Annotated in this window: 20 protein-coding genes; 8 read left to right on the plus strand and 12 right to left on the minus strand. The window is 75.2% G+C overall.

Features of this window, described 5'->3' with window-relative positions; translation table 11 throughout:
• Positions 1-5 precede the first annotated feature (5 nt).
• On the plus strand, positions 6-836 hold the full coding sequence (locus tag ACFPZN_RS14145; protein WP_378282376.1) for a DUF4253 domain-containing protein: 831 nt from the start codon (positions 6-8) through the stop codon (positions 834-836).
• A 257-nt stretch (positions 837-1,093) separates the two neighbouring features.
• The gene (locus tag ACFPZN_RS14150) at positions 1,094-2,296 is read left to right on the plus strand and encodes a VldE C-terminal domain-containing protein (protein WP_378282377.1); all 1,203 of its coding nucleotides are present in this window, start codon (positions 1,094-1,096) and stop codon (positions 2,294-2,296) included.
• A gap of 27 nt (positions 2,297-2,323) precedes the next feature.
• Here ACFPZN_RS14150 and ACFPZN_RS14155 read toward each other — a convergent pair whose 3' ends face one another.
• The 7 genes from ACFPZN_RS14155 to ACFPZN_RS14185 form a co-directional block, all read right to left on the minus strand.
• On the minus strand, positions 2,324-4,327 hold the full coding sequence (locus ACFPZN_RS14155; protein WP_378282378.1) for an ATP-binding SpoIIE family protein phosphatase: 2,004 nt from the start codon (positions 4,325-4,327) through the stop codon (positions 2,324-2,326).
• Between the two features lie 387 nt (positions 4,328-4,714).
• Positions 4,715-5,614 carry a spermidine synthase gene (locus ACFPZN_RS14160; RefSeq protein ID WP_378282379.1) on the minus strand — a complete coding sequence of 300 codons (900 nt, stop codon included), beginning with the start codon at positions 5,612-5,614 and terminating at the stop codon, positions 4,715-4,717.
• A 38-nt stretch (positions 5,615-5,652) separates the two neighbouring features.
• Positions 5,653-6,687 (minus strand): ABC transporter ATP-binding protein, encoded by a 1,035-nt coding sequence (locus ACFPZN_RS14165; protein WP_378282380.1) that lies wholly within the window; start codon positions 6,685-6,687, stop codon positions 5,653-5,655.
• Positions 6,680-7,702, minus strand: a complete 1,023-nt coding sequence (locus ACFPZN_RS14170; RefSeq protein WP_378282381.1) for an ABC transporter ATP-binding protein — start codon at positions 7,700-7,702, stop codon at positions 6,680-6,682. The genes ACFPZN_RS14165 and ACFPZN_RS14170 overlap by 8 nt, the downstream gene beginning before the upstream one ends.
• Positions 7,702-8,646, minus strand: a complete 945-nt coding sequence (locus ACFPZN_RS14175; RefSeq protein WP_378282382.1) for an ABC transporter permease — start codon at positions 8,644-8,646, stop codon at positions 7,702-7,704. The genes ACFPZN_RS14170 and ACFPZN_RS14175 overlap by 1 nt, the downstream gene beginning before the upstream one ends.
• Positions 8,647-8,671: 25 nt before the next feature.
• Positions 8,672-9,598, minus strand: coding sequence for an ABC transporter permease (locus ACFPZN_RS14180; protein WP_378282383.1), 927 nt, complete (start codon positions 9,596-9,598; stop codon positions 8,672-8,674).
• Between the two features lie 6 nt (positions 9,599-9,604).
• Complete coding sequence (locus ACFPZN_RS14185) at positions 9,605-11,221, minus strand: peptide ABC transporter substrate-binding protein (protein ID WP_378282384.1); 1,617 nt, start codon at positions 11,219-11,221, stop codon at positions 9,605-9,607.
• A gap of 217 nt (positions 11,222-11,438) precedes the next feature.
• Between ACFPZN_RS14185 and ACFPZN_RS14190 the strand changes: the two genes are divergently transcribed.
• On the plus strand, positions 11,439-12,779 hold the full coding sequence (locus ACFPZN_RS14190) for a M20/M25/M40 family metallo-hydrolase (RefSeq protein WP_378282385.1): 1,341 nt from the start codon (positions 11,439-11,441) through the stop codon (positions 12,777-12,779).
• A 40-nt stretch (positions 12,780-12,819) separates the two neighbouring features.
• On the opposite strand, the gene ACFPZN_RS14195 is transcribed toward ACFPZN_RS14190, so the two are convergent.
• Positions 12,820-13,335, minus strand: coding sequence for a hypothetical protein (locus tag ACFPZN_RS14195; protein WP_378282386.1), 516 nt, complete (start codon positions 13,333-13,335; stop codon positions 12,820-12,822).
• 103 nt (positions 13,336-13,438) lie between these two features.
• Positions 13,439-14,350, minus strand: coding sequence for a TIGR03620 family F420-dependent LLM class oxidoreductase (locus ACFPZN_RS14200; protein ID WP_378282387.1), 912 nt, complete (start codon positions 14,348-14,350; stop codon positions 13,439-13,441).
• A gap of 107 nt (positions 14,351-14,457) precedes the next feature.
• Between ACFPZN_RS14200 and ACFPZN_RS14205 the strand changes: the two genes are divergently transcribed.
• The 3 genes from ACFPZN_RS14205 (at position 14,458) to ACFPZN_RS14215 (ending at position 17,077) form a co-directional block, all read left to right on the plus strand.
• Positions 14,458-15,027, plus strand: a complete 570-nt coding sequence (locus ACFPZN_RS14205) for a TetR/AcrR family transcriptional regulator (protein WP_378282388.1) — start codon at positions 14,458-14,460, stop codon at positions 15,025-15,027.
• 9 nt (positions 15,028-15,036) lie between these two features.
• On the plus strand, positions 15,037-15,927 hold the full coding sequence (locus tag ACFPZN_RS14210) for a hypothetical protein (protein WP_378282389.1): 891 nt from the start codon (positions 15,037-15,039) through the stop codon (positions 15,925-15,927).
• Between the two features lie 106 nt (positions 15,928-16,033).
• Positions 16,034-17,077: an MBL fold metallo-hydrolase gene (locus ACFPZN_RS14215; RefSeq protein ID WP_378282390.1), complete on the plus strand. Its 1,044-nt coding sequence runs from the start codon at positions 16,034-16,036 to the stop codon at positions 17,075-17,077.
• Here the strand turns inward: ACFPZN_RS14215 and ACFPZN_RS14220 are convergent.
• A complete protein-coding gene (locus ACFPZN_RS14220) occupies positions 17,059-17,727 on the minus strand; it encodes a TIGR03086 family metal-binding protein (protein ID WP_378282391.1) in 669 nt (222 codons plus the stop codon). The two genes, ACFPZN_RS14215 and ACFPZN_RS14220, sit on opposite strands and share 19 nt — an antisense overlap.
• Before the next feature lie 210 nt (positions 17,728-17,937).
• Between ACFPZN_RS14220 and ACFPZN_RS14225 the strand changes: the two genes are divergently transcribed.
• Positions 17,938-18,960, plus strand: coding sequence for an urease accessory protein UreH domain-containing protein (locus ACFPZN_RS14225; protein WP_378282392.1), 1,023 nt, complete (start codon positions 17,938-17,940; stop codon positions 18,958-18,960).
• On the opposite strand, the gene ACFPZN_RS14230 is transcribed toward ACFPZN_RS14225, so the two are convergent.
• Positions 18,947-21,925 carry a BTAD domain-containing putative transcriptional regulator gene (locus ACFPZN_RS14230; RefSeq protein WP_378282393.1) on the minus strand — a complete coding sequence of 993 codons (2,979 nt, stop codon included), beginning with the start codon at positions 21,923-21,925 and terminating at the stop codon, positions 18,947-18,949. The two genes, ACFPZN_RS14225 and ACFPZN_RS14230, sit on opposite strands and share 14 nt — an antisense overlap.
• A gap of 92 nt (positions 21,926-22,017) precedes the next feature.
• Between ACFPZN_RS14230 and ACFPZN_RS14235 the strand changes: the two genes are divergently transcribed.
• Complete coding sequence (locus ACFPZN_RS14235) at positions 22,018-22,629, plus strand: DUF6506 family protein (RefSeq protein WP_378282394.1); 612 nt, start codon at positions 22,018-22,020, stop codon at positions 22,627-22,629.
• A gap of 16 nt (positions 22,630-22,645) precedes the next feature.
• Here ACFPZN_RS14235 and ACFPZN_RS14240 read toward each other — a convergent pair whose 3' ends face one another.
• Positions 22,646-23,251: a hypothetical protein gene (locus ACFPZN_RS14240; protein WP_378282395.1), complete on the minus strand. Its 606-nt coding sequence runs from the start codon at positions 23,249-23,251 to the stop codon at positions 22,646-22,648.
• Positions 23,252-23,381 lie beyond the last annotated feature (130 nt).

Genomic DNA, 23,381 nt, shown 5'->3' on the forward strand with positions numbered 1-23,381 from the left:
GAGAGATGGACGACCTAGAGCTCCGGCCGGCCCTGCCGGGCAACCTGCCCCAGCTGTTCGCCGACGCCACCGTCGAGCGGACGCTGTCGGCGGGCCTGCCCGAGGGGGACGTGGTCTGGCCGGACCCCGGATACCCGCAGCACCAGCTGGTGCTGCGCCCCGCGTTCTGGCTCAGCGACGACCCCGTGAGCGGCGAGCTGTGGTCGCGGCTGCGGACCGAGCACCCGGGGTCGGGGCTGTGGCCGCTGCTGCTGGACGAGTCCGACCAGCCGTGGGCGGCCGGGCAGGTGGCCCCCGAGCCGGTCGCCGACATCGACAACTACGCGCCGGGCGCGTTCATGTACGAGGTGTGGGGCGACTGGGCGGAGCAGGCGTCCGAGGACGACGTCGACGACCTCGCGCCGTTCGGGCTGCACTGCCCGGGGCCCGCCGAGCCCGCCCACCTGCTGGACGACCCCGACGCGCTGGCCGACCGCCACGCGCGCGTGCTCGCGCGGCGCGGCATGTCGCTGGGGCTGGCCGCCGTGGAGCGCGGCGCCGACGCCCTGGCCGCGCTGGGGTGGCAGGGGGCGCTCAACCACAACGAGTGGACCGCTCCCCTGGCGGCGGTCGTGCGGAGCTGGGAGGAGCGGTTCGGGGCCCGTGTCATCGGGCTGGGCTTCAACACGCTGGAGCTCAGCGTGGCCGCCCCGCCGGTCACCACCCGCCAGGCGGTGCACGTCGCCGCCGAGCACTGGGCCTTCTGCCCGGACATCCTCTTCCAGGGCCCCGGCACCCTGACCGGCTACGCCGAGGAGATCCGCGGCAAGACCTGGTGGTCCTTCTGGTGGGACTGACCGGTGCGAGCGGTCCGCTGATCGGCCTCGGGTGGCGGGGCATTCGCCTCGCTGTCTAATATGCGGCGCACGGGACCGACCGCCGGCGAGCCCCTCCTCGCCGCGACCCGGCCCCCGGACGCCCCTCCCTGCCCGAAGGCGCCCTCTCGGCGATGTCCGAGGGCCGCGCTTCCCCGGTGCGGTTCGGGTGCGCGGGGGTGCCCCTGCGTGGGGCGTGGAGGGCTTGGGGGGTCGCCCCCGCGATGACAGGAGGCTGGGTGCGGACGCGCGGGTCACGAAGGGGCGGGACGGGCATCGGCGGGTCCGGGAGGAGGACGGGCAGGGCGCTGCCCACCGTGATCGGGGCGGCGCTGGCCGTCACGCTGGTCGCCGACCTGGTCGTGGTCGTCTCCAAGCGGTCCGGGGGCGACGAGCCCGCGGGCACCGACCGCCTGGTCTCCGTCACCGGCGGCGCGGCGGACCAGGCGCCTCCGGTGGCGCCCCTGACCAAGCGCTACACCCCCCATCTGCTCATCGCGGGCACCGGAACGCTCCCGCCGGACGCGGTGGAGCGGGCGAAGCGGGTGAAGGGCGTCGCGGGGGTCACCGTGGTGGACGCGGCGCGGGCCCAGGTGGCGGGGCGCCGGGTCGGGCTGCTGGGCGTGGACCCGTCGTCGTTCCGCTCGTTCGTCCCGGCGCAGTCGGCGGAGTCCGACCAGCTGTGGCAGACGATCGCGACGGGCGGGCTGGCGGTGTCGTTCTCGATGAGCCAGGACGGGTCGCTGCCGCTGGGCGGGGTCGTGAAGGCGGGGCGCAGCGACCGGCCGGGCCAGGTGCGGGTGGGCGCCTACGCGGCGATGGGCATCGGCGACGTCGACGCGGTGGTGTCCCGGTCGCAGGCCCGCGCGCTCGGCATGCCCCAGGGCAACGCGCTGGTGGTGAGCGCGCCCAAGACCGACGCCAAGGCCCTGACCAAGAAGCTGCAGCGGATCCTGCCGCGCGGCACCCGGATAGCGCAGCTCAACGCCCCGGCGAACACGCCGTCCAGGGGCGGGTCGGCGCGCCGGCAGCCGCAGGTGACGGGGCGGCCGGACGGCGTGCGCGGGACGCGGTCGCTCATCACCGGCAACCTGATGACGCCGACGATGCGCTCACTGGTGATGGAGCTGGACCAGATGTACGGCCCGTTCCCCACCATCGGCTGCTTCCGCAGCGGCGCGGACGCGCAGGACCACGCGCACGGGCGGGCGTGCGACTTCATGGAGAGCGTGGGCGGGCGGATGCCCAGTTCCAGCGCGGCGCGGCACGGCGACCAGGTCGCGCAGTACGCCGTCTCCAACGCGCGGCGCCTGGGCATCTCCTACGTGATCTGGAAGCAGCACATCTGGAACGTGCGGGGCGGCGGCTGGCGGCCGATGGCCGACCGCGGCAGCATCACCCAGAACCACTACGACCACGTGCACATCTCCGTGCTGCGCTGACCGCCCGCGCCGGCGCCCCCGGAAGGTTCAGGGCAGCTCCTGCTCGCACCACACGGCCTTGCCGCGGGCGGTGCGGCGGACGCCCCAGCGCTGCGCCAGGCGCCCCACCACGTGCAGGCCCCGGCCCGACTCGGCGGGGTCGGCGTCCTCCTGGTGGCGGATGCGGGGGCGGCCGTCGGAGGAGTCGAACACCTCGCACACCAGCCCGCCCTCCCGGACCAGGCGCAGGGTGAGCCGCCCGCCCGCGTGCCGGATGGCGTTGGTGACCAGCTCGGAGGCCAGCAGCTCGGTGGTCGGCGACAGGTCGCCCAGCCCCCACTCGCCGAGCCGCGCGCGGATCAGGCCGCGGGCGCGGCGGACGGCGGCGGGGTCGGCGGGCAGCTCCCAGGAGACGTGGTCGTCGGCCGGGATGCGGCGCAGCCGGGCGACCAGCATGGCGATGTCGTCGCGGTGCTGGTCGTCGAAGACGCCGTCGAGGGTGGCCTGGCAGAGGTCCTCCAGCGGGCGGGCCGCGGCGCCGCGCGCGAACGTGCGGCGCAGCCGGGCCAGGCCGTCGTCGATGTCGCGGGCCCGGTTCTCCACCAGCCCGTCGGTGTAGAGGAACAGCAGCGTGCCGTCCTCGACGGTGAACTCGCGGGTCACGACCGGGCCGTCGCCGACGCCCAGCGGCGGGGCGGGCGGGACGTCCAGGAACCGCGCGTCGGCGTCGGGCGGGGCCAGCAGCGGGGGCAGGTGCCCGGCGCTGGCCACCTCGCACCGCCCGCTGACGGCGTCGTACACCACGTAGGCGCAGGTGGCGAAGTGCGGTTCGCGCTCGCCGAGGGTGCGCATCAGGGAGTCGAGGCGCTCCAGCGCCTCGGCGGGCGGCAGCTCCAGCGCGGCCAGGGTGTGGATGGCGGTGCGCAGCCGGCCCATCGTGACGGCGGCCCGCACGCCGTGCCCGGCCACGTCCCCGACCACCAGCGCGACCCGGCCGCCGGGCAGCGCGATGGACTCGTACCAGTCGCCGCCGACCTCGATCAGCCGGCTGCCGGGCAGGTAGCGGTGGTGCACCTCGACCGACGACGGCGCGGACAGGCCGGTGGGGAGCATGCTGCGCTGGAGGGTGAGCGCGGTGGCGCGCTCCCGGCCGTACCGGCGGGCGCTCTCGATGAAGATCGCCGCGCGGCTGGCGAACTCCATCCCGATCTCGATGTCGTAGGCGTCGAACGGGCGGTGCGCCACGTTGCGGGTGCAGACGAAGAAGCCGAGCATCGCGCCGTCGGCGAAGATCGGCAGGATCAGCATCGAGGCGCCCTTGAGCAGGTCGGACACCGGCGGCCGGCGCCAGGCGTCGGCGATCCTGGACGCGCCCTCGCCGCCCAGCCCCACCAGCACCGGGGCGCCGGTCCGCAGGCAGCGCACGTAGGGGGTGCCCTCGGGGTAGCTGAGCACCTCGCCGGTGGGGAAGGTGGCGTCCCAGGCCTGGTCGCCGTCGTCGAACGCGACCGCCATGCGGCGCAGCGCGGGCGACCCGCCGGCCTGCTGCTGCGGCGGGTCCTCGTCGGCGTCGACGAGGCTCTCCATCAGCAGCAGCCCGCCGGAGTTGCAGAAGTGCGGGACCAGCACGCTCATCAGGCCGCGCGCCAGCAGTTCCAGGTCGAGGGTGGCGCCGAGCCGGGGCAGCGAGTCCTCCAGCAGGGCGCGCCTGATCACCGCCGGGTCCAGGAAGCGGTCGGCCAGCGGGACGGGGACGCGGATGACCGCCAGGGCGGCCGGGGCCGCGTCGCCCTGGCGGGACGGCCCGCCGGCGAGGGCCGGGCCGCCGCTCATCGGGTGCACGGTGACCACGGCGTCGTAGGTGGCGCCCTGCCGGGTCTCGACGGTGAGCATGGTGGTGCGCTCCCGCTCGAAGCGCAGCGCCTCGTCCAGCGGGTCCTGCGCGCCGGCGATGACCTCGCCCAGCCGGGCGCCCAGCAGGTCCTCGGGATTCTCGGCGAGCACGGCGGCGGCGTTGCGATCGAACTGGAGGATTTTGCCCGACGCATCCATGCCGAGAATGAGAATTCGGGTGGACGACTGCATCGCTCAATTATGGGACATTGCGCGTGTCCGCGAAGGCGGATGCGCGAAGGCGCACTCAGGTCATGACTGCGCACCCGACAGGACGTTACTCGGCCTTGGCGGGCGGCCGGGAAATCGGCCCAGGTCACCTTGCCCGCGACATGCTCGGGGGCGTCGCGGGGGCCGTCCCGGAATCCGCGTGAAACGCGTCCGGGCAGCCTGACGGCCGTTACTCTCCGGCGGCGCCCGGTCGCGTTCGGGTAGCTCCGGGCCGGTTCCAATGGGAATCGGTTCGCGGAACTGCGCGGTCCGCGGCTTACCGCACGGAATATGCGGTGGAACGGCTCATCACCGGCTCCGGACCGCCCTGCTCGGTCACGAGCGGCCGAAGACCTCCGGCGGGGGGACGGGCGCCTCGACGTCCTCGCCGTCGCTCAGCGGCGCGGCGCCCGCGCAGAACCCGGCCAGCTCGTCCCCCGCCATCACCCGGGCCCGGAAGGCGCCGCCCGCGGCCCGCCGGGTCAGCTCGGCGGCCGGCAGCGGGTGCCGGGAGGCGGCCACGATCAGGTTCCCGAACCGGCGCCCGCGCAGCACGCCGGGCTCGCCGATCAGCAGCACGTGCCGGAACACCGAGCGGACGGTCGCGACCACCCGGCGGGCGAAGGGCAGCCGGAAGCCGTCGGCCACGTTCATCAGGTAGACGCCGCCGGGCCGCAGCACCCGCGCGGCCTCCAGGGTGAACTCGCGGGTGGCGAGTTCGACCGGCATGGACGCCTCCGCGAACGCGTCCAGGACCACCAGGTCGTCGGCCGCGTCGGCCAGCGCGGCCATGCCGGTCCGCCCGTCGGTGATCCTGATCTTGACGCCGGGGACCTGCCGGAGCGGCAGCCGCTCGCGCACCAGCCGGACCAGCCGCCCGTCCGGCTCGAAGACCACCTGGCGGGAGCCGGGGCGGGTGGCGGCGATGTAGCGGGGCAGCGTGCAGCCGGCGCCGCCGATGTGCGCGGCGTCCAGCGCCCGCCGCTCCGGCCCCGGCCCGCTCCCCGGCTCGGCGTCCTCGCGGACGTCGAGGCAGTCGACGACGTCGCCCATCAACTGCATGTACTCGAAGTCGAGATAGGTCGGGTCGGACAGGTCCACGTAGGACTGCGGCACGCCGCCCACGCACAGCATCCATCCGCCGTCGCGGTCGGCGTCGCGCAGCAGCTCGGCCTCACCGCCGTCGATCTTGTGGAGATCGGAGCGGAGCCGCGCCCCCCGTGCCTTCCGTGCCATGTCTCCCCACTTTAGGGCTTTGGGAGGGTCGCCGGAGATCAGCCGGTCGTGGCCGCCCGCTCGGCGGCGAAATGGCAGGCGCTCGGGTGCGCGGAGCCCTCCCGCTCCTCCAGGGCCGGCTCCCGCTCGGCGCACACGTCCTCCGCCTTCCAGCAGCGGGTGCGGAAGCGGCACCCCGACGGCGGGTCCAGCGGCGACGGCGGGTCCCCCTCCAGGACGATCTGCCCGTCCAGGCCCGCCCGCTCGGGGTCGGGCACGGGCACCGCCGACAGCAGGGCCTGCGTGTACGGGTGGGTGGGGTGCTCGTAGATCCGGGTCTCGTCGCCCGTCTCGACGATCTTCCCGAGGTACATGACCGCGATCCGGTCCGAGATGTGCCGCACGGCGGCCAGGTCGTGGGCGATGAACACGTACGCCAGCCCCAGCTCGTCCTGCAGCTCCTCCAGCAGGTTCATCACCTGGGCCTGCACGGACACGTCCAGCGCCGACACCGGCTCGTCGCACACGATCACGTCGGGCCGCAGCGCGAGCGCCCTGGCGATCCCGACGCGCTGCCGCTGCCCGCCGGAGAACTGGTGCGGGTAGCGGTCGGCGTGGCCGGGGTCGAGGCCGACCAGCTCCAGCAGCTCCTGCACGCGGGCGCGCCGCTCCCCCTTGGGCGCGACCTCCGGGTGGACGGCGAACGGCTCGCCGACGATGTCGCCGACCGTCATCCGCGGGTTGAGGGAGGAGTAAGGGTCCTGCAGCACCATCTGGACGCGGCGGCGCAGGGCCCTCAGCTCGCGGCGCGGCAACGCGAAGATGTCGCGGTCCTCGAACCGGACCGTGCCGGAGGTGGGCCGCTCGGCGGCCAGCAGCAGCCGGGCGAGCGTGGACTTGCCGCAGCCGGACTCGCCGACCACGCCGAGGGTCTCGCCGCGGCGCAGCTCCAGGTCGACGCCGTCCACGGCCCTGACCCGGCCCACCTCCCGCTTGAACACCACGCCCTGGGTGACGGGGTAGTGCTTGACCAGGCCCTCGACCCGCAGGATCGGCGCCTCCCCGGACGGGGCTCCCGAAGGGGCGTCAGCCACCGTGCACCTCCTCGGCGAAATGGCAGGCGGCCGCGTGGCCGGGGGCGACCTCGACCAGCGGCGGGCGCTCCTCGGCGCAGACGTCCTCGGCGCGCGGGCAGCGGGGCCGGAACGGGCATCCCGGGGGCAGCGCGGCCGGGTTGGGCGGCGCCCCCTTGATCGGCACGAGGCGTTCGCCGCTGCGGTCCAGGCGCGGCACCGAGGCCAGCAGGCCCTTGGTGTACGGGTGGGCGGGCCGCGCGTACAGCGCCCCGGCCGGGGCCTGCTCGGCCACCGACCCGGCGTACATGACCACGATCCGGTCCGCGACGCCCGCGACCACGCCGAGGTCGTGGGTGATGAGGACCAGGCCCATGCGCAGCTCGTCCTGGAGGTCGGCCAGCAGCCGCATGATCTGCGCCTGGACGGTCACGTCCAGCGCGGTGGTGGGCTCGTCGGCGATCAGCACGTCGGGCTCCAGCGCCAGCGCCATCGCGATCATGATGCGCTGGCGCATGCCGCCGGAGAAGTGGTGGGGGTGGTCGCCGAGCCGCTCGCGGGGCGAGGGGATCCGCACCCGCTCCATCAGCTCGACCGCCCTGGCCTTCGCCTCCTTCCGGCGCATCCCGCGGTGCACCTGGTACATCTCGCAGATCTGGTCGCCGACGGTGAACACCGGGTTCAGCGCGGTCAGCGCGTCCTGGAAGATCATCGAGATCCGGTCGCCGCGGTACCGGCGGCGGCGCCGCTCCGGCAGGCCGAGCAGCTCCTCGCCGCGCAGCCGCACCGACCCGTGGGTGATCCGGGCCGGCGGGCTGTCGAGGATGCCCATCACCGCCTGCGCGGCCACGCTCTTGCCCGAGCCCGACTCGCCCAGGATCGCGACCGTCTCGCCCTCGGCCAGCGTGTAGGACAGCCCGTTGACGGCCCGGACGTCCTGGTCGCGGACGCGGAACCGCACGTGCAGGTCCGCCACCTCCAGCAGCGGGGCGTCTACCCCGGCGCCCGGTCCGGCTTTCTTCGGCTCGGCCATCATCACCGCAGTTTCGGGTCGAGGGCGTCCCGGACGGCGTCGCCGAGCATCAGGAAGCTCAGCACGGTCGCCGACAGGAACACCGCCGGGAAGATCAGCAGATGCGGGTGGTCGACGAAGTAGGACTGCGCCAGGTTCAGCTGCAGCCCCCACGACACCTGCGGGTACTGCAGGCCGACGCCGAGGAAGTCCAGCGTCGCCTCGCCGGAGATCACGTTGCCCACGTTCAGGGTCGCCACCACGATCACCGGGGCCAGCGCGTTCGGCAGGATGTGGCGCAGCATGATCCGCCGGTCCGAGGCGCCCAGCAGCCGGGCCGCCTGCACGTAGTCGGCGTCCCGGACGGCGATCACCTGGGCCCGCATGATCCGGATCATCGTGGTCCAGCCGAGCAGCACCAGCACCAGCGTCATCGCGCCGACGCCGTGGCCGGGGAAGGCGACCAGGATGACGGTGGCGCCCAGCACGAACGGCAGCCCGAAGAACACGTCGGTGATCCGGGCGACGACCGTGTCCAGCAGCCCGCCGTAGTAGCCGGCCAGCATCCCGAACACCATCGCGATCAGCAGCGCGAACAGCGTCACCGCGACGCCGATGAACAGCGTCGGGCGGGCGCCGTGCACCACGTGCGCGAAGTAGTCGCACCCGGCCAGGTCGGTGCCGAACGGGTGGTCGCCGCCGGGCGCCAGCCGGGCCAGGTTGGGGTCGCAGCCCTCGTTCCTGCCGCGGCCGGTGAACAGCCAGGGCGCCGCCGCCATCGCGCCGACCAGCAGCAGCACCGCGACCGCCCACCAGAACACCCAGCGGCGGCGCAGGTCCTGCCAGGCGTCGTGCCACAGCGAGGCGGGCCGGCCGCCGCCGACCGCGCCGACCACCACGGGGCCGCCCGCCACCGGGACGGCCGGCGCCGCGGCGCCCTGGGCGGGCCCGTCGTCCGCGTCCTTCATCTTCACCATCATTCGTCGCCGGCCGTCACTCGTAGCGGATCCGGGGGTCCAGCACCCCGTACAGCAGGTCCACGACCAGGTTGACCAGCAGGAAGATCAGCACCAGCACGGTGACCGCGCCGACCACCACCGGCCCCTCCTTCAGCTGGATGGACTGGAACACCTGCTGGCCGATGCCGGGCAGGTTGAAGATCCCCTCGGTGACGATGGCGCCGCCCATCAGCGTGCCGAAGTCGACGCCCAGATAGGTCACCACGGGGATCAGGGAGTTGCGCAGCGTGTGCCGTCCCACCACCCGGGCCCGGGTGAGCCCCTTGGCCCGGGCGGTGCGGACGTAGTCGGCGCGCAGGTTCTCCGCCAGGCTGGTGCGGGTCAGCCGCGCCACGTACGACAGCCCCAGCGACCCCAGCACCATGCCGGGCAGCAGATAACTGAGCGGCCAGCCGTCGTCGGTCCCGGCGGTCGGGAAGATCGACCAGTGCACGCCCAGCAGGATCTGCGCGGTGTAGCCGAGCACGAACACCGGGACGGCGATCATCAGGGTGGTGCCGCCCAGCACCAGCGTGTCGGCCAGCTTCCCGCGCCGCAGCCCGGCCCACACGCCCAGCCCGATGCCGACCACCAGCTCGAAGATCCAGGCGGTGAGGGCGAGCTGGATCGTCACGCCCCACCGCCCGCTCAGCATCTCCGAGACCTTCTGGCCGGTGTAGTTCTCGCCGAGGTCGCCCTGCAGCAGGCCCAGCATGTACTTGCCGTACTGGACCAGCAGCGGGTCGTCGAGGTTGTAGCGCTCCCGGAGGGTCTGCCGCACCGTCTCGGGGATCGGCTTGTCCCCGGCGAGCGCCTGGATCGGGTCGCCCGGCAACGCGAACACCATCGCGTAGATGAGCAGCGTGGTGCCGATGAAGACGGGGATCGCCTGCAGGAGCCGCCGGAGGACGTAACGCCACATCTGCGCTTACTTCACCGTCACTTCGTGGACGACCAGGCCGCCCGCGTACGGGGTGATGGTCACGTCGCCGACCTTGTCGGAACGGCCGCCCTGCCCTGCCCACGTCCACAGCGGGATCTGCGGCATCTCGCGGAGGGCGAGGTCCTCGGCCTGGTTGTAGAACTTCAGCGCGTCCTGCTCGTCGCCGGCGGCGTTGCCCTTGGCGATGAGCCCGTCGAACTCCTTGTTCTCGGGGGTGCCCTCCCAGCCCATCTTGTTGCCCGCGCTGCCCCACATGTTCTGCAGGTAGTTCTGGGCGCTGGGGTAGTCGGCCTCCCAGTTCTGCCGGTACGGGCCCTTCTCCTCGCGCCGCGACAGCAGCCCGAAGTAGTCGGCGGCGGGCACCTGGCGGAACTGGACGTCCTTGATCCCGAGGTTGGTCTTCAGGGAGTTGGCGACGATCTGCATCCACTGGTAGTAGGTCGGCTGGGCGTTGGAGAAGTACAGCTCCAGCGTCCCCTCGAATCCGCCGGCCTTGTCGTACAGCTTCTTGGCCTCGGCCGGGTTGAAGGTGCACGCCTCCGCGCACGCGCCCTTGCGGTACCCGGTGATGATGGACGGCAGCAGCGAGTCGGCCACGAGGTAGTCGCCGTTGTAGACGGCCTTGTTGATGCCGTTGCGGTCGATGGCCATGGAGATGGCCTTGCGCAGGTCGGGGCTGGCGAAGCGCTTGTCGAACAGCGGGAAGCCGAGGTAGTCGATGGTGCCCGTCTTGCGCGGCAGGAACCGGTCGCCCAGCAGCCGCTTGGCCTCGGGCACCTTGGCCGCGGGGATGGTCTGCTGCACGTCGACCCGGCCGGCGCGCAGGTCGGTGTAGATGGTGTCGGCGCTGGCGTAGCTCTTCCAGGTCACGCCCTTGTTCCTGGGCTTGCGCGTGCCGGTGTAGCCGCTGAACGGCACCAGCTTGACCTGGCGGTTGCGCTCCCACTTGCCGCTGATCCGGTACGGCCCGTTCCCGATCGGCGCGTCCTCGTAGGCCTTGAGGTCCTTGTAGGCGGCCTTGGGCATCGGCGCGAAGGCGGGGTAGGTGAGCAGCTGCGGGAACTGGTTGAACGGTTCCTTCAGGGTGACCTCGAGGGTGGTGTCGTCCACCACCTTCAGCCCGGACAGCTTGTCGGTCTCGGGCTTGGCCTTCTCGTCCTCGGGGTTGAGCTCGTCGTACCCCTGGATCTGGGAGAAGTAGTCGTTGGCCTCGTAGGCGTTGGGCCCGTAGGCGGCGTTGCTCCAGGCGTCGGCGAAGCTGGCCGCGGTGACCGGCTCGTCGTTGTGGAACTTCTGCCCGGCCCGGATCTTGACCGTCCAGACCTTCTGGTCCTTGGTCTCCACCGACTCGGCGGCGAGGTTGACCGGCTTGCCGTCCTTGCTCAGCCCCACCAGGTTCTCGAACAGCCCGCTCAGCACGTCGAAGGAGTAGCTGCTGGTGGTGTTGCCGGGGACGAGGTGGTCGGGCTCGCTGTGCCCGACCGTGAAGGTCCCGTCGCCGGATCCGCCGTCGCCGCCGCAGGCCGCCACCCCCGCCGTCGCCGCGAGCGCCATCGCGGCGAGCGCGGCCAGGCCCGGTCGCACACCCCTCAGGATGGTCATGATCCTCCTCAGTGTCGGGGAGCCCCGCGCCGGGCGAGGCGTCCCGGCGCGCTGCACGCAGCGTTGTACCGTTGGCGTGTTTTCGGTACGGCGACTGGCGATTCTTCATCGGATCGAGACCATGCCGGCAACGGCCATCGCCATAGCGACAGGTCAGCGCGCGTCAGAAACGAAGGAACCCTTCGGATAGCGCCGGTTCGGCGCCGAGAGGACGGGGATGGTGACCGGACCGCGGGTGCGGGAACGGGACCGGCCGGCCGCGGCCGGCGACGAGGTCGCGCGGCTGTGCGCCGACCTGATCCGCTTCGAGACGGTCAACCGCGGCGAGGGCGACGCGGACCCGGAGCGGCCCGCCGCCGAGCACGTCGCCGCGCTGCTGGACGAGGCCGGCGCCGACCCCGTCGTGGTGGAGTCCGCGCCCGGCCGGGCGAACGTGCTGGCCCGGATCCCCGGCACCGACCCGTCCGCCCCCGCGTTCCTGATGCACGGCCACCTGGACGTGGTGCCCGCCGACCCCGCCGAGTGGAGCGTGCACCCGTTCTCCGGCGAGATCGCCGGGGACGGGTGCGTGTGGGGCCGCGGAGCCGTCGACATGAAGGGCACGCTCGCGATGACGCTGGCCGTGGTGCGGCAGCGGCTGCGCGAGGGGCGGCGCACCCGCGGCGACCTCGTCCTGGCGTTCCTGGCCGACGAGGAGTGCACCGGCGACTACGGGTCCCGGTACGTGGCGCGCGAGCACCGCGACTTCTTCACCGGGTGCACCGAGGCCGTCAGCGAGTCCGGGGGGTTCAGCGTCGCCGCGGGCGGCGGCCGGCGGATCTACCCGATCGCGACCGGCGAGCGCGGCACGATGTGGATGAAGCTGACCGCGCGCGGCAAGGCCGGGCACGGCTCCAAGCCCGCGCCCGCCAACGCGGTCGCCGAGATCGCGCACGCGGTGTCCCGGCTCGCCTCCCATGAGTGGCCGGTACGGCTGACCCCGGGCGTCCGCGCCCTGCTGGACGGCCTCGCCGAGGCCCTCGGCACCGCCATCGACCACGACCGCCTGGACGAGGAGGCGCGGCGGCTGGGCGCGCCCGGGCGGCTGTTCGAGGCCACGATCCGCAACTCGGCGAACCCGACCCGCCTGGACGCCGGGTACAAGATCAACGTGGTGCCGGGGACGGCGTACGCCCAGGTCGACGGCCGCTACCTGCCCGGCACCGGCGAGGAGTTCCTGGCCACGGTCGACCGGCTGCTCGGCCCGAAGGTCACCCGCGAGTTCGTCAACTACGAGGAGGCCCCCGCGGCCGATCCCGCCGGGCCCACCTTCGCGGCGCTCGCCGCCGCGCTGCGGGCCGAGGACCCGGGGGCGCACCCCGTCCCGTACGTGATGGGCGGCGGGACCGACGCCAAGTCGTTCAACCGGATCGGCATCAGCAGTTTCGGCTTCGCCCCGCTGCTGCTCGGCCCGGAGCTGGACTACTTCGGGATGTTCCACGGCGTGGACGAGCGGGTCCCGGTCGAGGCCCTCCGGTTCGGCACCCGCGTCCTCGACCGTTTCCTGGACAGCCGCTGAGACGCCCGCCGGCGCCTGCGGGGGCGGGCGCCGGAGGCGGTCACCGACGTTCGGCGGCCGGTTCCGGGACGGCCTCCGCCGGGCCCGGGAGACCGAGCAGGGACAGCAGGTCCTCGACCACCCCGTCCGCACGGGTGCGCGGGGGCGTCCGCAGGCAGTCGGCGATCGGGCGGCCGGCGACCGCGCGGCGCGCGGCGGCGGCCCAGAGCCCCGCGCGCCCCGCCATCTCCTCGGCGGCGCACGGCGCGGCGCCGGGCCCGGCGGGGACCAGCGCGCGCCAGTAGCCGCCCGCACCGCTGAACCCCTCGACCGCGGCGCGCCCGGCGCTCAGGAACGACCCCAGCAGCGCCGGTGCGCGGGTCGCGGCGGCGATGTCGACCAGCAGCGCCACGCTGTCGGCCACGGCGGCGTCGGCGCCCAGCTCCCAGATCTGCCAACCGTCGCCGAGCGCCCGGTGCCCGGCGACCGCGGGCAGGAACGGGCGCAGCACGTACAGTTCCGGTAACGGCCGATCGTTCCGGCCCACGACGAGATAACCGCCCGCGCCGTCGCGCATCCCTGGAGCCCCTCCTCGCCCTTTGGTAAGGACAGCGCCGGCGGGCGGTGAAACGTCACGCGGCGGGAGGGTGAACGGAAACTTCTGGACGGCGCCGGGGCCGTCACAGCAGGACGGGGGCCAGTTCCCTCCACTGCGGCAGCGGCGGCTCGGCCGGGTCGGCGGTGAGGACCTGCACGCAGACGTGGTCGGCGCCGGCGTCCAGGTGCTCCTGGACGCGCTCGAGGATCGCGCCGGCGTCCCCGTAGGCGACGATGTCGTCCACCAGGCGGTCGCTGGGCCCGCCCGCCAGGTCGGCGTCTCCGTAGCCCAGGCGCCGCATGCTGGCCTCCTGGTGGGGCGCGAGGCCCACGTACCCGGCGACGTGCTCGCGCGCGACCTCGCGGGCGCGGGCGGTGTCGGTGTCCAGGACGACGGCCTGCTCGACGCCGAGGAAGGCGTCCGGCCCCATGATCTCCCTGGCCTGCGCGGTGTGTCGCACGGGCACGAAGTAGGGGTGGGCGCCCCAGGTGCGGCGCCCGGCCAGGTCCAGCATCCTGGGCCCGAGGGCGGCCAGGACGCGGCGCGGCGGCGTCGCGGGCGGCACGGAGTGCACCGGCACCGCGTCCATCCGGTCCAGGTAGTCGGTCATGGACGCCACGGCGCGGCCGACGACGGGCATCGTGTACCCGTCCAGTCGCATGGGGGTGTCGTCGACCCGGTGGCCGCCCAGGCCGAGCAGGTAGCGGCCGGGGAACGCCTCGCCCAGGGTGCGTTCGGCGGTGGCCATGGCGATCGGGTCGCGCACCGCGATGTTGGCGATCCCGGACGCGACGACCACCCGGCTGGTGGCCGTCAGCAGCAGCCAGGCCTGCCCGAAGGTGTCGCGGCCGAAGCTCTCCCCGAACCAGATCGCCCCGTACCCCAGGTCCTCGATCTCGGCGGCGGCGTCGCGGACCCATCCGGCGGGCCGGCCCTCCAGCGCGAACGTCCAGAGCCCGACCCGGCCCAGGGCCCGGCGTGCGTCTTCGGTCATCGGTCACTCCTCACAGCTTTCCGGAGAACCTCTCCGCTTAGTCCCGGGCTACAATACGGAGAACTTCTCCGTTTGGCCAGCCGGAGGCGGGCGCCGAGGATGGGGCGATGACCACAGCGCAGGACGGGCGGGCGCCGCGCGCCGACGCGCGGCGCAACCGGGAGCGGATCGTCGAGGCCGCCCGCGAGACCTTCGCCGCCGAGGGCCCCGGCGCGTCCCTGAACGAGATCGCGCGCCGCGCCGGGATCGGCCCCGGCACGCTCTACCGCCACTTCCCCAACCGGGCGGCGCTGCAGGCCGCCGTCCTCCAGGACCGCATCGAGCGGCTGTGCGCGCGCGCCGCGGAGCTGCGGGAGACCGCGTCGCCGGACGAGGCCCTGGCCCTCTGGCTGCGGGCCTTCCTGGCGCACGCGCGCACCGACCACGGCCTGGCCGGGCAGCTGATGGTGGACGGGCGCGGCGGTCTGGGCATCGACTGCCACCAGATGATCAGGGACGCCGCGGCGAGCGTCCTGGACCGGGCCCGGAGCGCCGGCGCGGCCCGCCCCGACGTCTCCCCCGCGGACATGATCGATCTCGTGGTCGGGGTCGCGCTGGCCGCCGGCGAGCCGGACCCGGCCGACCCGGGGCGGCCGGAGCGGCTGCTCGGACTCGTGCTGGACGCCCTGCGCGGGTAGAGATCAGGCGTGGACTTCGCCAGCGCCGCGCACGAGCTCTACGGGGTCGCCCCGGACGCGTTCATGGAGACGCGCAAGCGCCTCGTCCAGGAGGCCCGTGCGGAGGGCGAGGCCGCGCTGGCCAAGCGGATCGGGACGCTGCGCCGCCCGACGCTGTCCGCGTGGGCGGTCAACCTCCTCGGCCGGTCGGCCGGGGAGGAGCTGGGATGGCTCCTGGACGTCGGTGAGCAGTTGCGCGGGGCGTGGGCGTCGGGCGGGAGCATCGGCGGCCTGGAGCAGCGCCGCGGCGAGCTGGTGCGGCTGCTGGTGCGCAGGGCGCGGGAGCTGGCCGAAGAGGCCGGGCATCCGCTGCGCGAGCCCGCCGTGCGGGAGGTGGAGGACACCCTGCAGGCCGCCACCGTGGACGCGGACGTGGCCGAGGAGGTCCGGCAGGGCCGGCTGGCCCAGCCCCGCAGCCACGCTGGATTCGTCCTCACGGGGTTCCCGCCCCCCAGGGAAGAGGCCGAGCCCGCAGAACCCACCGTGGAGCCGGAGGAGGCACCGGCCCCGAAGAAGCGCAGGGCGGCCAAGGGCGGCGGGGCCGCGGCGGCCCGTGCCGCCGAGAAGCAGGCCGAGACTGTGCGCGCCGAGCGGGAGAAGGCGCACCGGGCGGCCCAGCGCAAGGCCGAGCAGGCCGACCGCGACCTCGCGGCCCGTGAGGCGGAGCTCGGCGAGGCCCACGATGATCTGGAGTCGGCCGACGCGGACGTGGGCAGGCTGCGCCGCGAGCTGGACCGGGCGGTCGCCCGTCAGGAGTCCGCCGCGCGGCGCGTGGACAAGGCCGAACGGCTGCGCGACAAGGCCGCGGAGGCGGCCGGCGACGCGCACCGCCGGGCCGGTGAGGCCGCCCGCGCGTGCTGAGCGTCACGTTCCCGGAACCCCTGTGTTCAGGCCCCGGTGTACGAACCGGAAACATTCATGAAGTACCGTCGGGCCGAACCTGATTCTAAAAATGGAGGGGGCAGCGGTGGCGGTACCGGCCTTGGAGCAACCGGCGGACTGGACCGAGCCGGGGGCCCACCCGGTGGCCCCCGGCGTGCACCGGATCCCCTTGAAACTGCCGATCGACAGCCTGCACTCGGTCAACGTCTACGTGATCGAGGACCCCGACGGGCTGGTCGTGGTCGACTCCGGCTGGCCGCTGCCCGACAGCAGGGCCGCGCTGTCGGCCGGACTGCGCACGCTCGGCCACCGGCTGGAGGACGTGGCCCAGTTCCTGGTCACGCACGCGCACTGGGACCACTACGGGCAGGCGCTGGCGCTGCGCGAGGCGTTCGGGGCCCGGGTGCGGATCGGGCGCGGCGAGAGCCTCTCGATCGAGGCGATGGTCGCGGCCCGCGGCCGGCCGCACCTCAGCCAGGCCCGGCTGCTGCGCGGCTGCGGCGCCCCGGCGCTGGCCGACGAGGTCGAGGCGATGGACGGCGACGGCGGGGAGGGCGTGGTGCTCGACACCGCCCCCGACGCCTGGCTGGACGACGGCGAGCGGGTCGCGCTGGGCCGGCGGGGCCTGGACGTGTTCGCCACGCCCGGCCACACCCGCGGCCACGTCGTGCTGCGCGACGCCGCGGCGGGCCTGCTGTTCGCCGGCGACCACGTGCTGCCGCACATCTCGCCCTCCATCGGGCTGGAGTCCGCGCCCGAGCCCAAGCCGCTGCGCAGCTACCTGGAGTCGCTGCGGGTGGTCCGGGACATGCCCGACACGCTGCTGCTGCCCGCGCACGGCCAGGTCACCGGCAGCGTGCACACGCGGATCGACGAGCTGATCGAGCACCACCGGGAGCGGCTGGACATCGCCGCCGCGCAGGTCCGCTCCGGCCACTCGACCGCGTTCGAGGTGGCACGTGCCATGCCGTGGACCCGGCGGCAGCGCAAGCTGGACGACCTGGACGTCTTCAGCCGCATGCTGGCCGTCCTGGAGATCGACGCCCACCTCGACGTGCTGGTCGACCAGGGGGTCCTGGACTCCCAGGTGAGCGACGGCGGCGTGCGGAGCTACGCGCCCAGGGCCTGAACGGACCGGCCGGGGTCGCGGCCCAGGAAGGCCACCAGCCGGTCGCCCGGGGCGGCGCCGTCCGGCACCGCGACCGGCGGCCGGAACAGGCCCTGGCGGGCGTGCTCCGGCACCAGCAGGGGCGCCAGGCGCAGCAGCCGTTCCGCCAGCGGGGCCGGTATCTCGCACGCGGCCCCGGACGTCCGGGCGACGTCCCAGGCGTGCACGGCCAGCTCGACCGCGCCGGTGCCCGCCACGACCCCGCCCATGACCGGGCAGCCGCCGACCATGACGACGCGGCCGTCCCGGTCGGCGTCCGACCAGGCGGCCGCCAGCCGCCGCGTCCGCTCCCGCAGCCCGGCGACCAGGCCGCCGGGCTCCCCCGCCGCCGGCGTGGCCGTGCCGGGATCGTCCAGGCGTACCGTCCCCAGGGCGACGGCCTCGTGCAGGGTGGCGAGCGAGTCGTCGAGGTGCCGCAGGAGCATCCACAGGTCCCAGCCCGCGCAGGGCGTGGGGCGGCGCAGGTCGTCGCCCGTGAACGCGGGGAGCGCGTCCAGGGTCTCCAGCGCGAATCCCGCGGCGTGCCGCAGCAGCCGCGAGCCATACCGCTGGAGCGCCTCCGCGTCCTCGGCGTTCCCGGCGTTCTCCAATGCCTTCTCCAAAGCCGTCATGGGGGTTCTCCCTTCGCCCGTACCGACCGTGGAAACGGGGCGAAGTCATCGCGCGGCGGCCCTGGAAAGACCTTCAGGACACCTTCCCCGCACGCGCGAGCGCGGCATGTGTGGCGTCTGAGTCAGTCCCGCGGGGGAAATGACTGAAGGCGGCCCCCGTGTCCGGAAGCCGTACGCCGGGGCCCACGACGACGAGGGTGGGAGACCCTGGTGGACGACGCCGCCGTGCTCTTCCTCACGGGCGCCGGGACCGGACTGCTGGCGGGGGGCGGCTCGTGCGCGGCGGTCCAGCTGGGGCTGCTGACCGGGGCGGTGCGGCACGCGCCGCGTCCCGCCGCCCCGGTCGCGGCCTTCCTGGCGGCCAAGCTGGCGGTGCACACGGCGCTCGGCGCGCTGCTGGGGATCGCGGGCGCGGCCGTCCAGCCGGGGCCGGGCGTACGGGCGGCGCTGATGGTGGCCGCCGCGGCCGTGCTGCTGGTCTTCGCGCTGGACCTGATGGGCTTCCCGCCCGCCCGCCGCCTGCTCCGGCGCCTCGGCGGCCCGGACGGCGACCACTGCGCCACCCAGGCGGACCTCGTGGACGGCACGTCCGCGACGCGTCCGCGGTACGGGCGCCTGCGGCGGCCGGCGGCGCTGGGCGCGGCGACGGTGCTGCTGCCCTGCGGCGTGACGCTGTCGGCCGAGCTGCTCGCCGTCACCTCGCGCTCCCCCGTCGCCGGGGCCGCCGTCATGGCGGGCTTCGTGCTCGGCACCGCGCCGCTCTCGGGGCTGCTCGGGGTGGGGCTGGGACGCGGCATGCGGATGCTGCGCGGGCGGCTCACCGCGCTCGTCGGCGTGGGACTGGTCGCGGTCGCGGGCTGGACGCTGATGTCGGGGCTGCGGCTGGGCGGCTGGCTGCCCGGCCCGGGAACGACGGCCACGGCCGCGACCCGCGATGTGACGCGCAACGTCACGACCGACGCGACCGGCGCCCAGGTCATCACGATCGGCGCGGCCGACCGCGGCTACCGGCCCGCGCTGGTCACGGCCCGCTCCGGGGTGCGGACGGTCCTGGTCGTCCGCACGCACGGCAACCGGGGGTGCACGCGCGCGTTCACGATCCCGTCCCGGAACCTGGAGCGGATGCTGCCCGTGACCGGCGACACCCGCATCGACCTGGGCACCCCGCGGCCGGGCCGGCTGCGCTTCACCTGCGCCGCCGGGCACTACCCGGGGGCCGTCACCTTCCGCTAGGCCCGCCGGCGGCGGCGAGGCGCGCGGCGATGCGGTCGACGTCGCCGCGCTCGGCGGGCGGCAGCGGCCTGATCGCGGACGCCTCGGCGAGGAGGCGGGCGGCCGTCCCGGTGTCGCCCTCCAGCGACAGCGCACCGGCCAGCCCCTCGGTCGCCAGCGCCACCGTGCGCGGGTCGGCGGCGTCGCGGGCCAGGGCGAGGCTCTCCTCGTGGCGGGCCCGCGCCGTGGCCGCGTCGCCGCGCAGCTCCGCGACGAAGCCGAGCTCGGCCAGCACGTAGGCGAGGCCGGACCGGTAGCCGTCCGCGCGGTGCGCCTCCTCGGCGGCGCGCAGGTGCTCCTCGGCGGCCTCGAGCCGTCCCTGCCTGCGCGCCGAGGCCCCCAGCCCCACGCGGGCGTGGACGACGCCGTGGTGGAACGACCCTTCGCGCGCCACCCGCAGCGCGCGCTCGTAGTGCGCGTCGGCGGCGGCGTGGTCCCCGGCGAGCGCGGCGAGCCTGCCCAGCTGCGAGATCTCCTCCACCACCACCGGCCACAGCTCCAGCTCCTCGGCGGAGGCCAGACCTTCCCGGTGCAGCCGCCCGGCCCGGCCGTAGTCGCCGTCCACCTCCGCCAGCACGCCCAGCAGCCGCAGGGCCCGCGACCCGCCCCAGCGGTCGCCCGTCTCGCGGAAGAGCGCCAGCGCCTCCTCGCCCTCGCGGCGCGCGGCGGGCAGGTCGCCGAGCCGGAGGGACTCCCAGCCGAGGACGCTGAGCGCCGCGGCCGTGCCCCAGCGGTCGCCGGCCCGCCGGAACTCCTCCAGCGCGGCGTTCACCAGGGCGATGGCGGCGGGGAGGTCGCCGCCGTCGGCGCGGGCGAGGCCGAGCAGCCAGCGCTCGCGGGCGGGCAGTTCGTCCGGCGGCTCCACCGGGTCGGCCGGCATCCGCTCCCACGCCTCCAGGGCCGCGCGCCAGACCAGCGCGCCGGACCGCGCCCCGCTCTCGGCGCCGCCGGCCGGACCGGCGGCGCCGAGGGCCCTGCCGAACGCGCGGTGCGCCTCGCGGTAGCGGCCGCGCAGGAACCAGTACCAGCCGAGCGCCCCGCACATCCGCAGCGCCCTCTGCCCCGCGTCCCGGTCCAGGAGGCGGTCCAGCACGGCGCGCAGGTTCCCCGTCTCGGTGTCGAGCCGCCGCAGCCATTCCCGCTGCGCGGGGCCGCGCAGATGACGGTCGGCCTCCGCCGCCACCCCCGCGAAGTGCCGGGCGTGGCGGTCGGCGCACTCCTCCGCCTCGCCCGCCTCGGCCAGGCGTTCGCGCGCGTACGCAGCGACGCTCTCCAGCATGCCGAAGCGGCGCGTCCCCGAGCCGTCCACGGAAAGCAGGGAGCGGTCGGCCAGGGCGGCCACCGCGCCCGCGACCTCCCCCGCCGCCACGCCCTCTCCCGCGGCGATCGCCTCGGCCGCGGCCAGGTCGAAGCCGCCCGCGCAGACCGACAGGCGGCCCAGGACGGCCCGCTCGCGGTCGTCGAGCAGGTCCCAGCTCCAGTCGAACGCGGCGCGCAGCGTGCGCGCGCCCGAGCCCAGCAGCCGGAACCGGTCGTCCAGCCTGGCCGCCACCTCGCCCAGCCCGAGCGTGCGCACCCGCGCGGCGGCCAGCTCGATCGCCAGCGGCAGCCCGTCCAGGCGCCGGCAGAGCGCGGCGATCTCCTCGGTGTCGCCGTCCCCGGCCTCGGCGGCGAATCCCGAAAAGGCGTCGGCGACCCGCTCGCGGAACAGCCGGACCGCAGCCTCGCGCCCCAGCGGGGGCACCGGCCACAGCCGCTCGCCGGGCACGGCCAGCGGCTCCCGCCCGGTGGCCAGGACGCGCAGCCCCGGCGCGGCCCCCAGCAGCGCCACGACGAGCCTGGAGGCCGGTGCGGCCAGATGCTCCACGGTGTCCAGGATCAGCAGCGTCCGGCGGCCGCGCAGGGCCTCCGACAGCGCGCCCCGCACGCCCAGCGCCGCAGCGATCCGCTCCGCCAGGACGGCGGGGTCGGCGCGCGCCCCGGCCGCGTCGACCCCGGCGAGCTCGACCAGCCAGGCGCCGTCGGCGGCGTCCGCCCGCGAGGCGGCCGCCTCCAGCGCCAGCCGCGTCTTGCCGACCCCGGCGGGCCCGGTCAGGGTGACGAGGCGGTGCGCGCGCAGCAGCTCCCGGACCTCCGAGACCGCCTCCTCCCGCCCGACGAGCGCGGTGAGCGGGACCGGCAGGTTGGTGGCGGGCGGCTCCGGAGGCCCGGCCAGCGCCGGGTCCTGACGCAGCACGGCCTGGTGGAGGGCGGCCAGCTCGGGGCCGGGGTCCACGCCCAGTTCCTCGGCCAGCCGCTCCCTGATCTCGCGGTAGGCCTCCAGCGCCTCGGCCTGCCGCCCGTCCAGGTAGAGGGCGCGGATCCGGACGGCGTGCAGCCGCTCGCGCAGCGGATGGGCGGCCAGCATCGCCGGGAGCTCGTCGGCCAGCGCCCGGTGTTCGCCGCGTTCGACGCGCTGCTCGGCGAGGCCCTCGAACGCGGTGACGCGCTGCTCCTCCAGCCGTTCGGCGGCGGCCCGGGCGAACGGCGTCCCGGCGTACTCCGCGAAGGCGGGCCCCCGCCACAGCGCGAGGGCCTCCTCGTAGCGCGCGCTTGCGAGCAGGTCGGCGAAGACCGCCGCGTCCACCTGGGACGGCTCGGCCCTCAGGCGGTACCCGTGCGGCGCCGTCTCCACCAGGGCGCGCGCCCCCGGCTCGGCACGCTCCAGGGCGCCGCGCAGCTGCGCCACCTTCGACTGGAGCGCCCCGGTGGCCTGCGCGGGCGGCGCCCCCTCCCACACGTCCTCGATCAACGTCCCGGCGGGGACCGTGCGCCCGTGATGGACCAGCAGGTCCGCCAGCAGCGCCCGCACCTTGGCCCCCGGCACGGCGACCTCCTCGCCCGTGTCCGTCCACACGGCCAGCGGCCCCAGCACCCCGAATCGCATGCCGCGATGGTAAGCGGACCGTCAGCCGGTCATCAGCGGGCCCCCGTAGCGTCGCCGACGTACCCGCCGAGAGCCGAACGAAGGAGCGAACGATGTCCCACACGACGCTGCCCCGGACGATCGTCATCTACCCGCGGCCGGACGCCGGCCCCGCCGGCGACCTGGTCGAGTTCGAGGGCGGCGGCCGCCGCGTGACGCTGGTCGGGGTGCCGGATCTGGACGAGGCGGCCCCGGTGGTCGAGCGGCTCGTCGGCGAGGGCGCCGGGCTGGTGGAGCTGTGCGGCGGCTTCGGCCCGGTCGGCGCCGCCCGGGTGATCGCCGCGGTCGGCGACCGGGCCCCGGTCGGGGCGATCGGCTACGACTCCGAGTCGCTGGCCGCGATCTCCCGCTTCCACCTGGCCTTCCTCGCCGGCGAGCTCCAGTCGGAGCTGTTCCTGCTGCTGGTCCCGGGCGCCGATCCCGAACGGGACCGGATCGTCCGGGAGCACGGCGGCGGCGCCCGGTTCACGGCGGTGGCGGTGCCCGACATCGCCGCCGCGGAACGGGTCGCGGCGCAGGAGAAGGTGGGCCTGATCGAGCTGTTCGGCGGGTTCGGCGCCGACGCCGCGGCCCGGGTGCACGCCGCGGCCGGCGGCGCCCCGGTGGGCACGATCGCCTTCGGGATCGAGTCGATGGACGCGGCCGCCGCGTTCCGCGCCGCCTGACGCCCGGACCGGCGGCTCAGCCCCTGCGCGCGGCCCCCGGATCGCCCCGGCCCGCCGGATCGGTCCGGGGGCGCCGCCGCGCCGCCGCGGAGGCGGCCGGGATCAGGCAGATCGACGGCTGCGTCACCGCCAGCAGCGCGCGGGCGGCCTGCCGGAGCCGTTCCCGGTCCAGCGGGGAGGCGACCAGCTCCGCCGCGACGGGGTAGCTGGTCCGCGTGCCGACGACGGACGCCGACGGGAAGGCCAGCAGCCGCTCGGGACCGCCCGGCTCGTCGCGGCACAGGTAGACGTCGACGTCCAGCGCGGTCTCCCGGATCAGGGATCCGCCGTCGCGTCCCTGCTCGGCGATGGTGCCGTCGGGGGCACCGCGCACCAGCGGGAACCCCGTCTCGTACGCGCCGCCGGGACGGGGCTCCAGCACCCAGCGCGCGAACGCGGCCAGGTGGGCGGCGCCGTCGACCAGCGGGACGCGCCCGCCGGGCAGGCTCTCGAACCACCAGCCGTCGCCGTCCCAGCCGAGCGCGAGGTGCCGCGCAAGGCCGTCCTCCGCCCAGGCGTACCGGAACACCGGCTCGGCGGCGCCGTCCGCGTCGCCCCCGCCGGTCCTCGTGTCAGCGCGCATACCGCTCCCCGTGCGGATCCGACTCCCCATGGGGACTCTGACGAACCGGACCCGCCACACGTTCCTCCGAACACATGAGCTTCCCTGACGAAAAAAATTGTCGGCATGTCACCACCGGCACGTACCGCCG

Origin of the sequence: Actinomadura rugatobispora (assembly GCF_042656285.1) — a bacterium.
Classification (GTDB): Bacteria; Actinomycetota; Actinomycetes; order Streptosporangiales; family Streptosporangiaceae; genus Spirillospora; species Spirillospora rugatobispora.

Excerpts from the sequence above, each read along its gene's own strand:
- ACFPZN_RS14200 (WP_378282387.1), bottom strand. The coding sequence starts at position 14,350 with ATGACCGAAGACGCACGCCGGGCCCTGGGCCGGGTCGGGCTCTGGACG.
- ACFPZN_RS14190 (WP_378282385.1), top strand. The coding sequence starts at position 11,439 with ATGGTGACCGGACCGCGGGTGCGGGAACGGGACCGGCCGGCCGCGGCC.
- ACFPZN_RS14175 (WP_378282382.1), bottom strand. The coding sequence starts at position 8,646 with ATGAAGGACGCGGACGACGGGCCCGCCCAGGGCGCCGCGGCGCCGGCC.
- ACFPZN_RS14180 (WP_378282383.1), bottom strand. The coding sequence starts at position 9,598 with ATGTGGCGTTACGTCCTCCGGCGGCTCCTGCAGGCGATCCCCGTCTTC.
- ACFPZN_RS14145 (WP_378282376.1), top strand. The coding sequence starts at position 6 with ATGGACGACCTAGAGCTCCGGCCGGCCCTGCCGGGCAACCTGCCCCAG.
- ACFPZN_RS14240 (WP_378282395.1), bottom strand. The coding sequence starts at position 23,251 with ATGCGCGCTGACACGAGGACCGGCGGGGGCGACGCGGACGGCGCCGCC.
- ACFPZN_RS14155 (WP_378282378.1), bottom strand. The coding sequence starts at position 4,327 with ATGGATGCGTCGGGCAAAATCCTCCAGTTCGATCGCAACGCCGCCGCC.
- ACFPZN_RS14170 (WP_378282381.1), bottom strand. The coding sequence starts at position 7,702 with ATGATGGCCGAGCCGAAGAAAGCCGGACCGGGCGCCGGGGTAGACGCC.
- ACFPZN_RS14160 (WP_378282379.1), bottom strand. The coding sequence starts at position 5,614 with ATGGCACGGAAGGCACGGGGGGCGCGGCTCCGCTCCGATCTCCACAAG.
- ACFPZN_RS14235 (WP_378282394.1), top strand. The coding sequence starts at position 22,018 with ATGTCCCACACGACGCTGCCCCGGACGATCGTCATCTACCCGCGGCCG.
- ACFPZN_RS14195 (WP_378282386.1), bottom strand. The coding sequence starts at position 13,335 with ATGCGCGACGGCGCGGGCGGTTATCTCGTCGTGGGCCGGAACGATCGG.
- ACFPZN_RS14230 (WP_378282393.1), bottom strand. The coding sequence starts at position 21,925 with ATGCGATTCGGGGTGCTGGGGCCGCTGGCCGTGTGGACGGACACGGGC.
- ACFPZN_RS14220 (WP_378282391.1), bottom strand. The coding sequence starts at position 17,727 with ATGACGGCTTTGGAGAAGGCATTGGAGAACGCCGGGAACGCCGAGGAC.
- ACFPZN_RS14185 (WP_378282384.1), bottom strand. The coding sequence starts at position 11,221 with ATGACCATCCTGAGGGGTGTGCGACCGGGCCTGGCCGCGCTCGCCGCG.
- ACFPZN_RS14205 (WP_378282388.1), top strand. The coding sequence starts at position 14,458 with ATGACCACAGCGCAGGACGGGCGGGCGCCGCGCGCCGACGCGCGGCGC.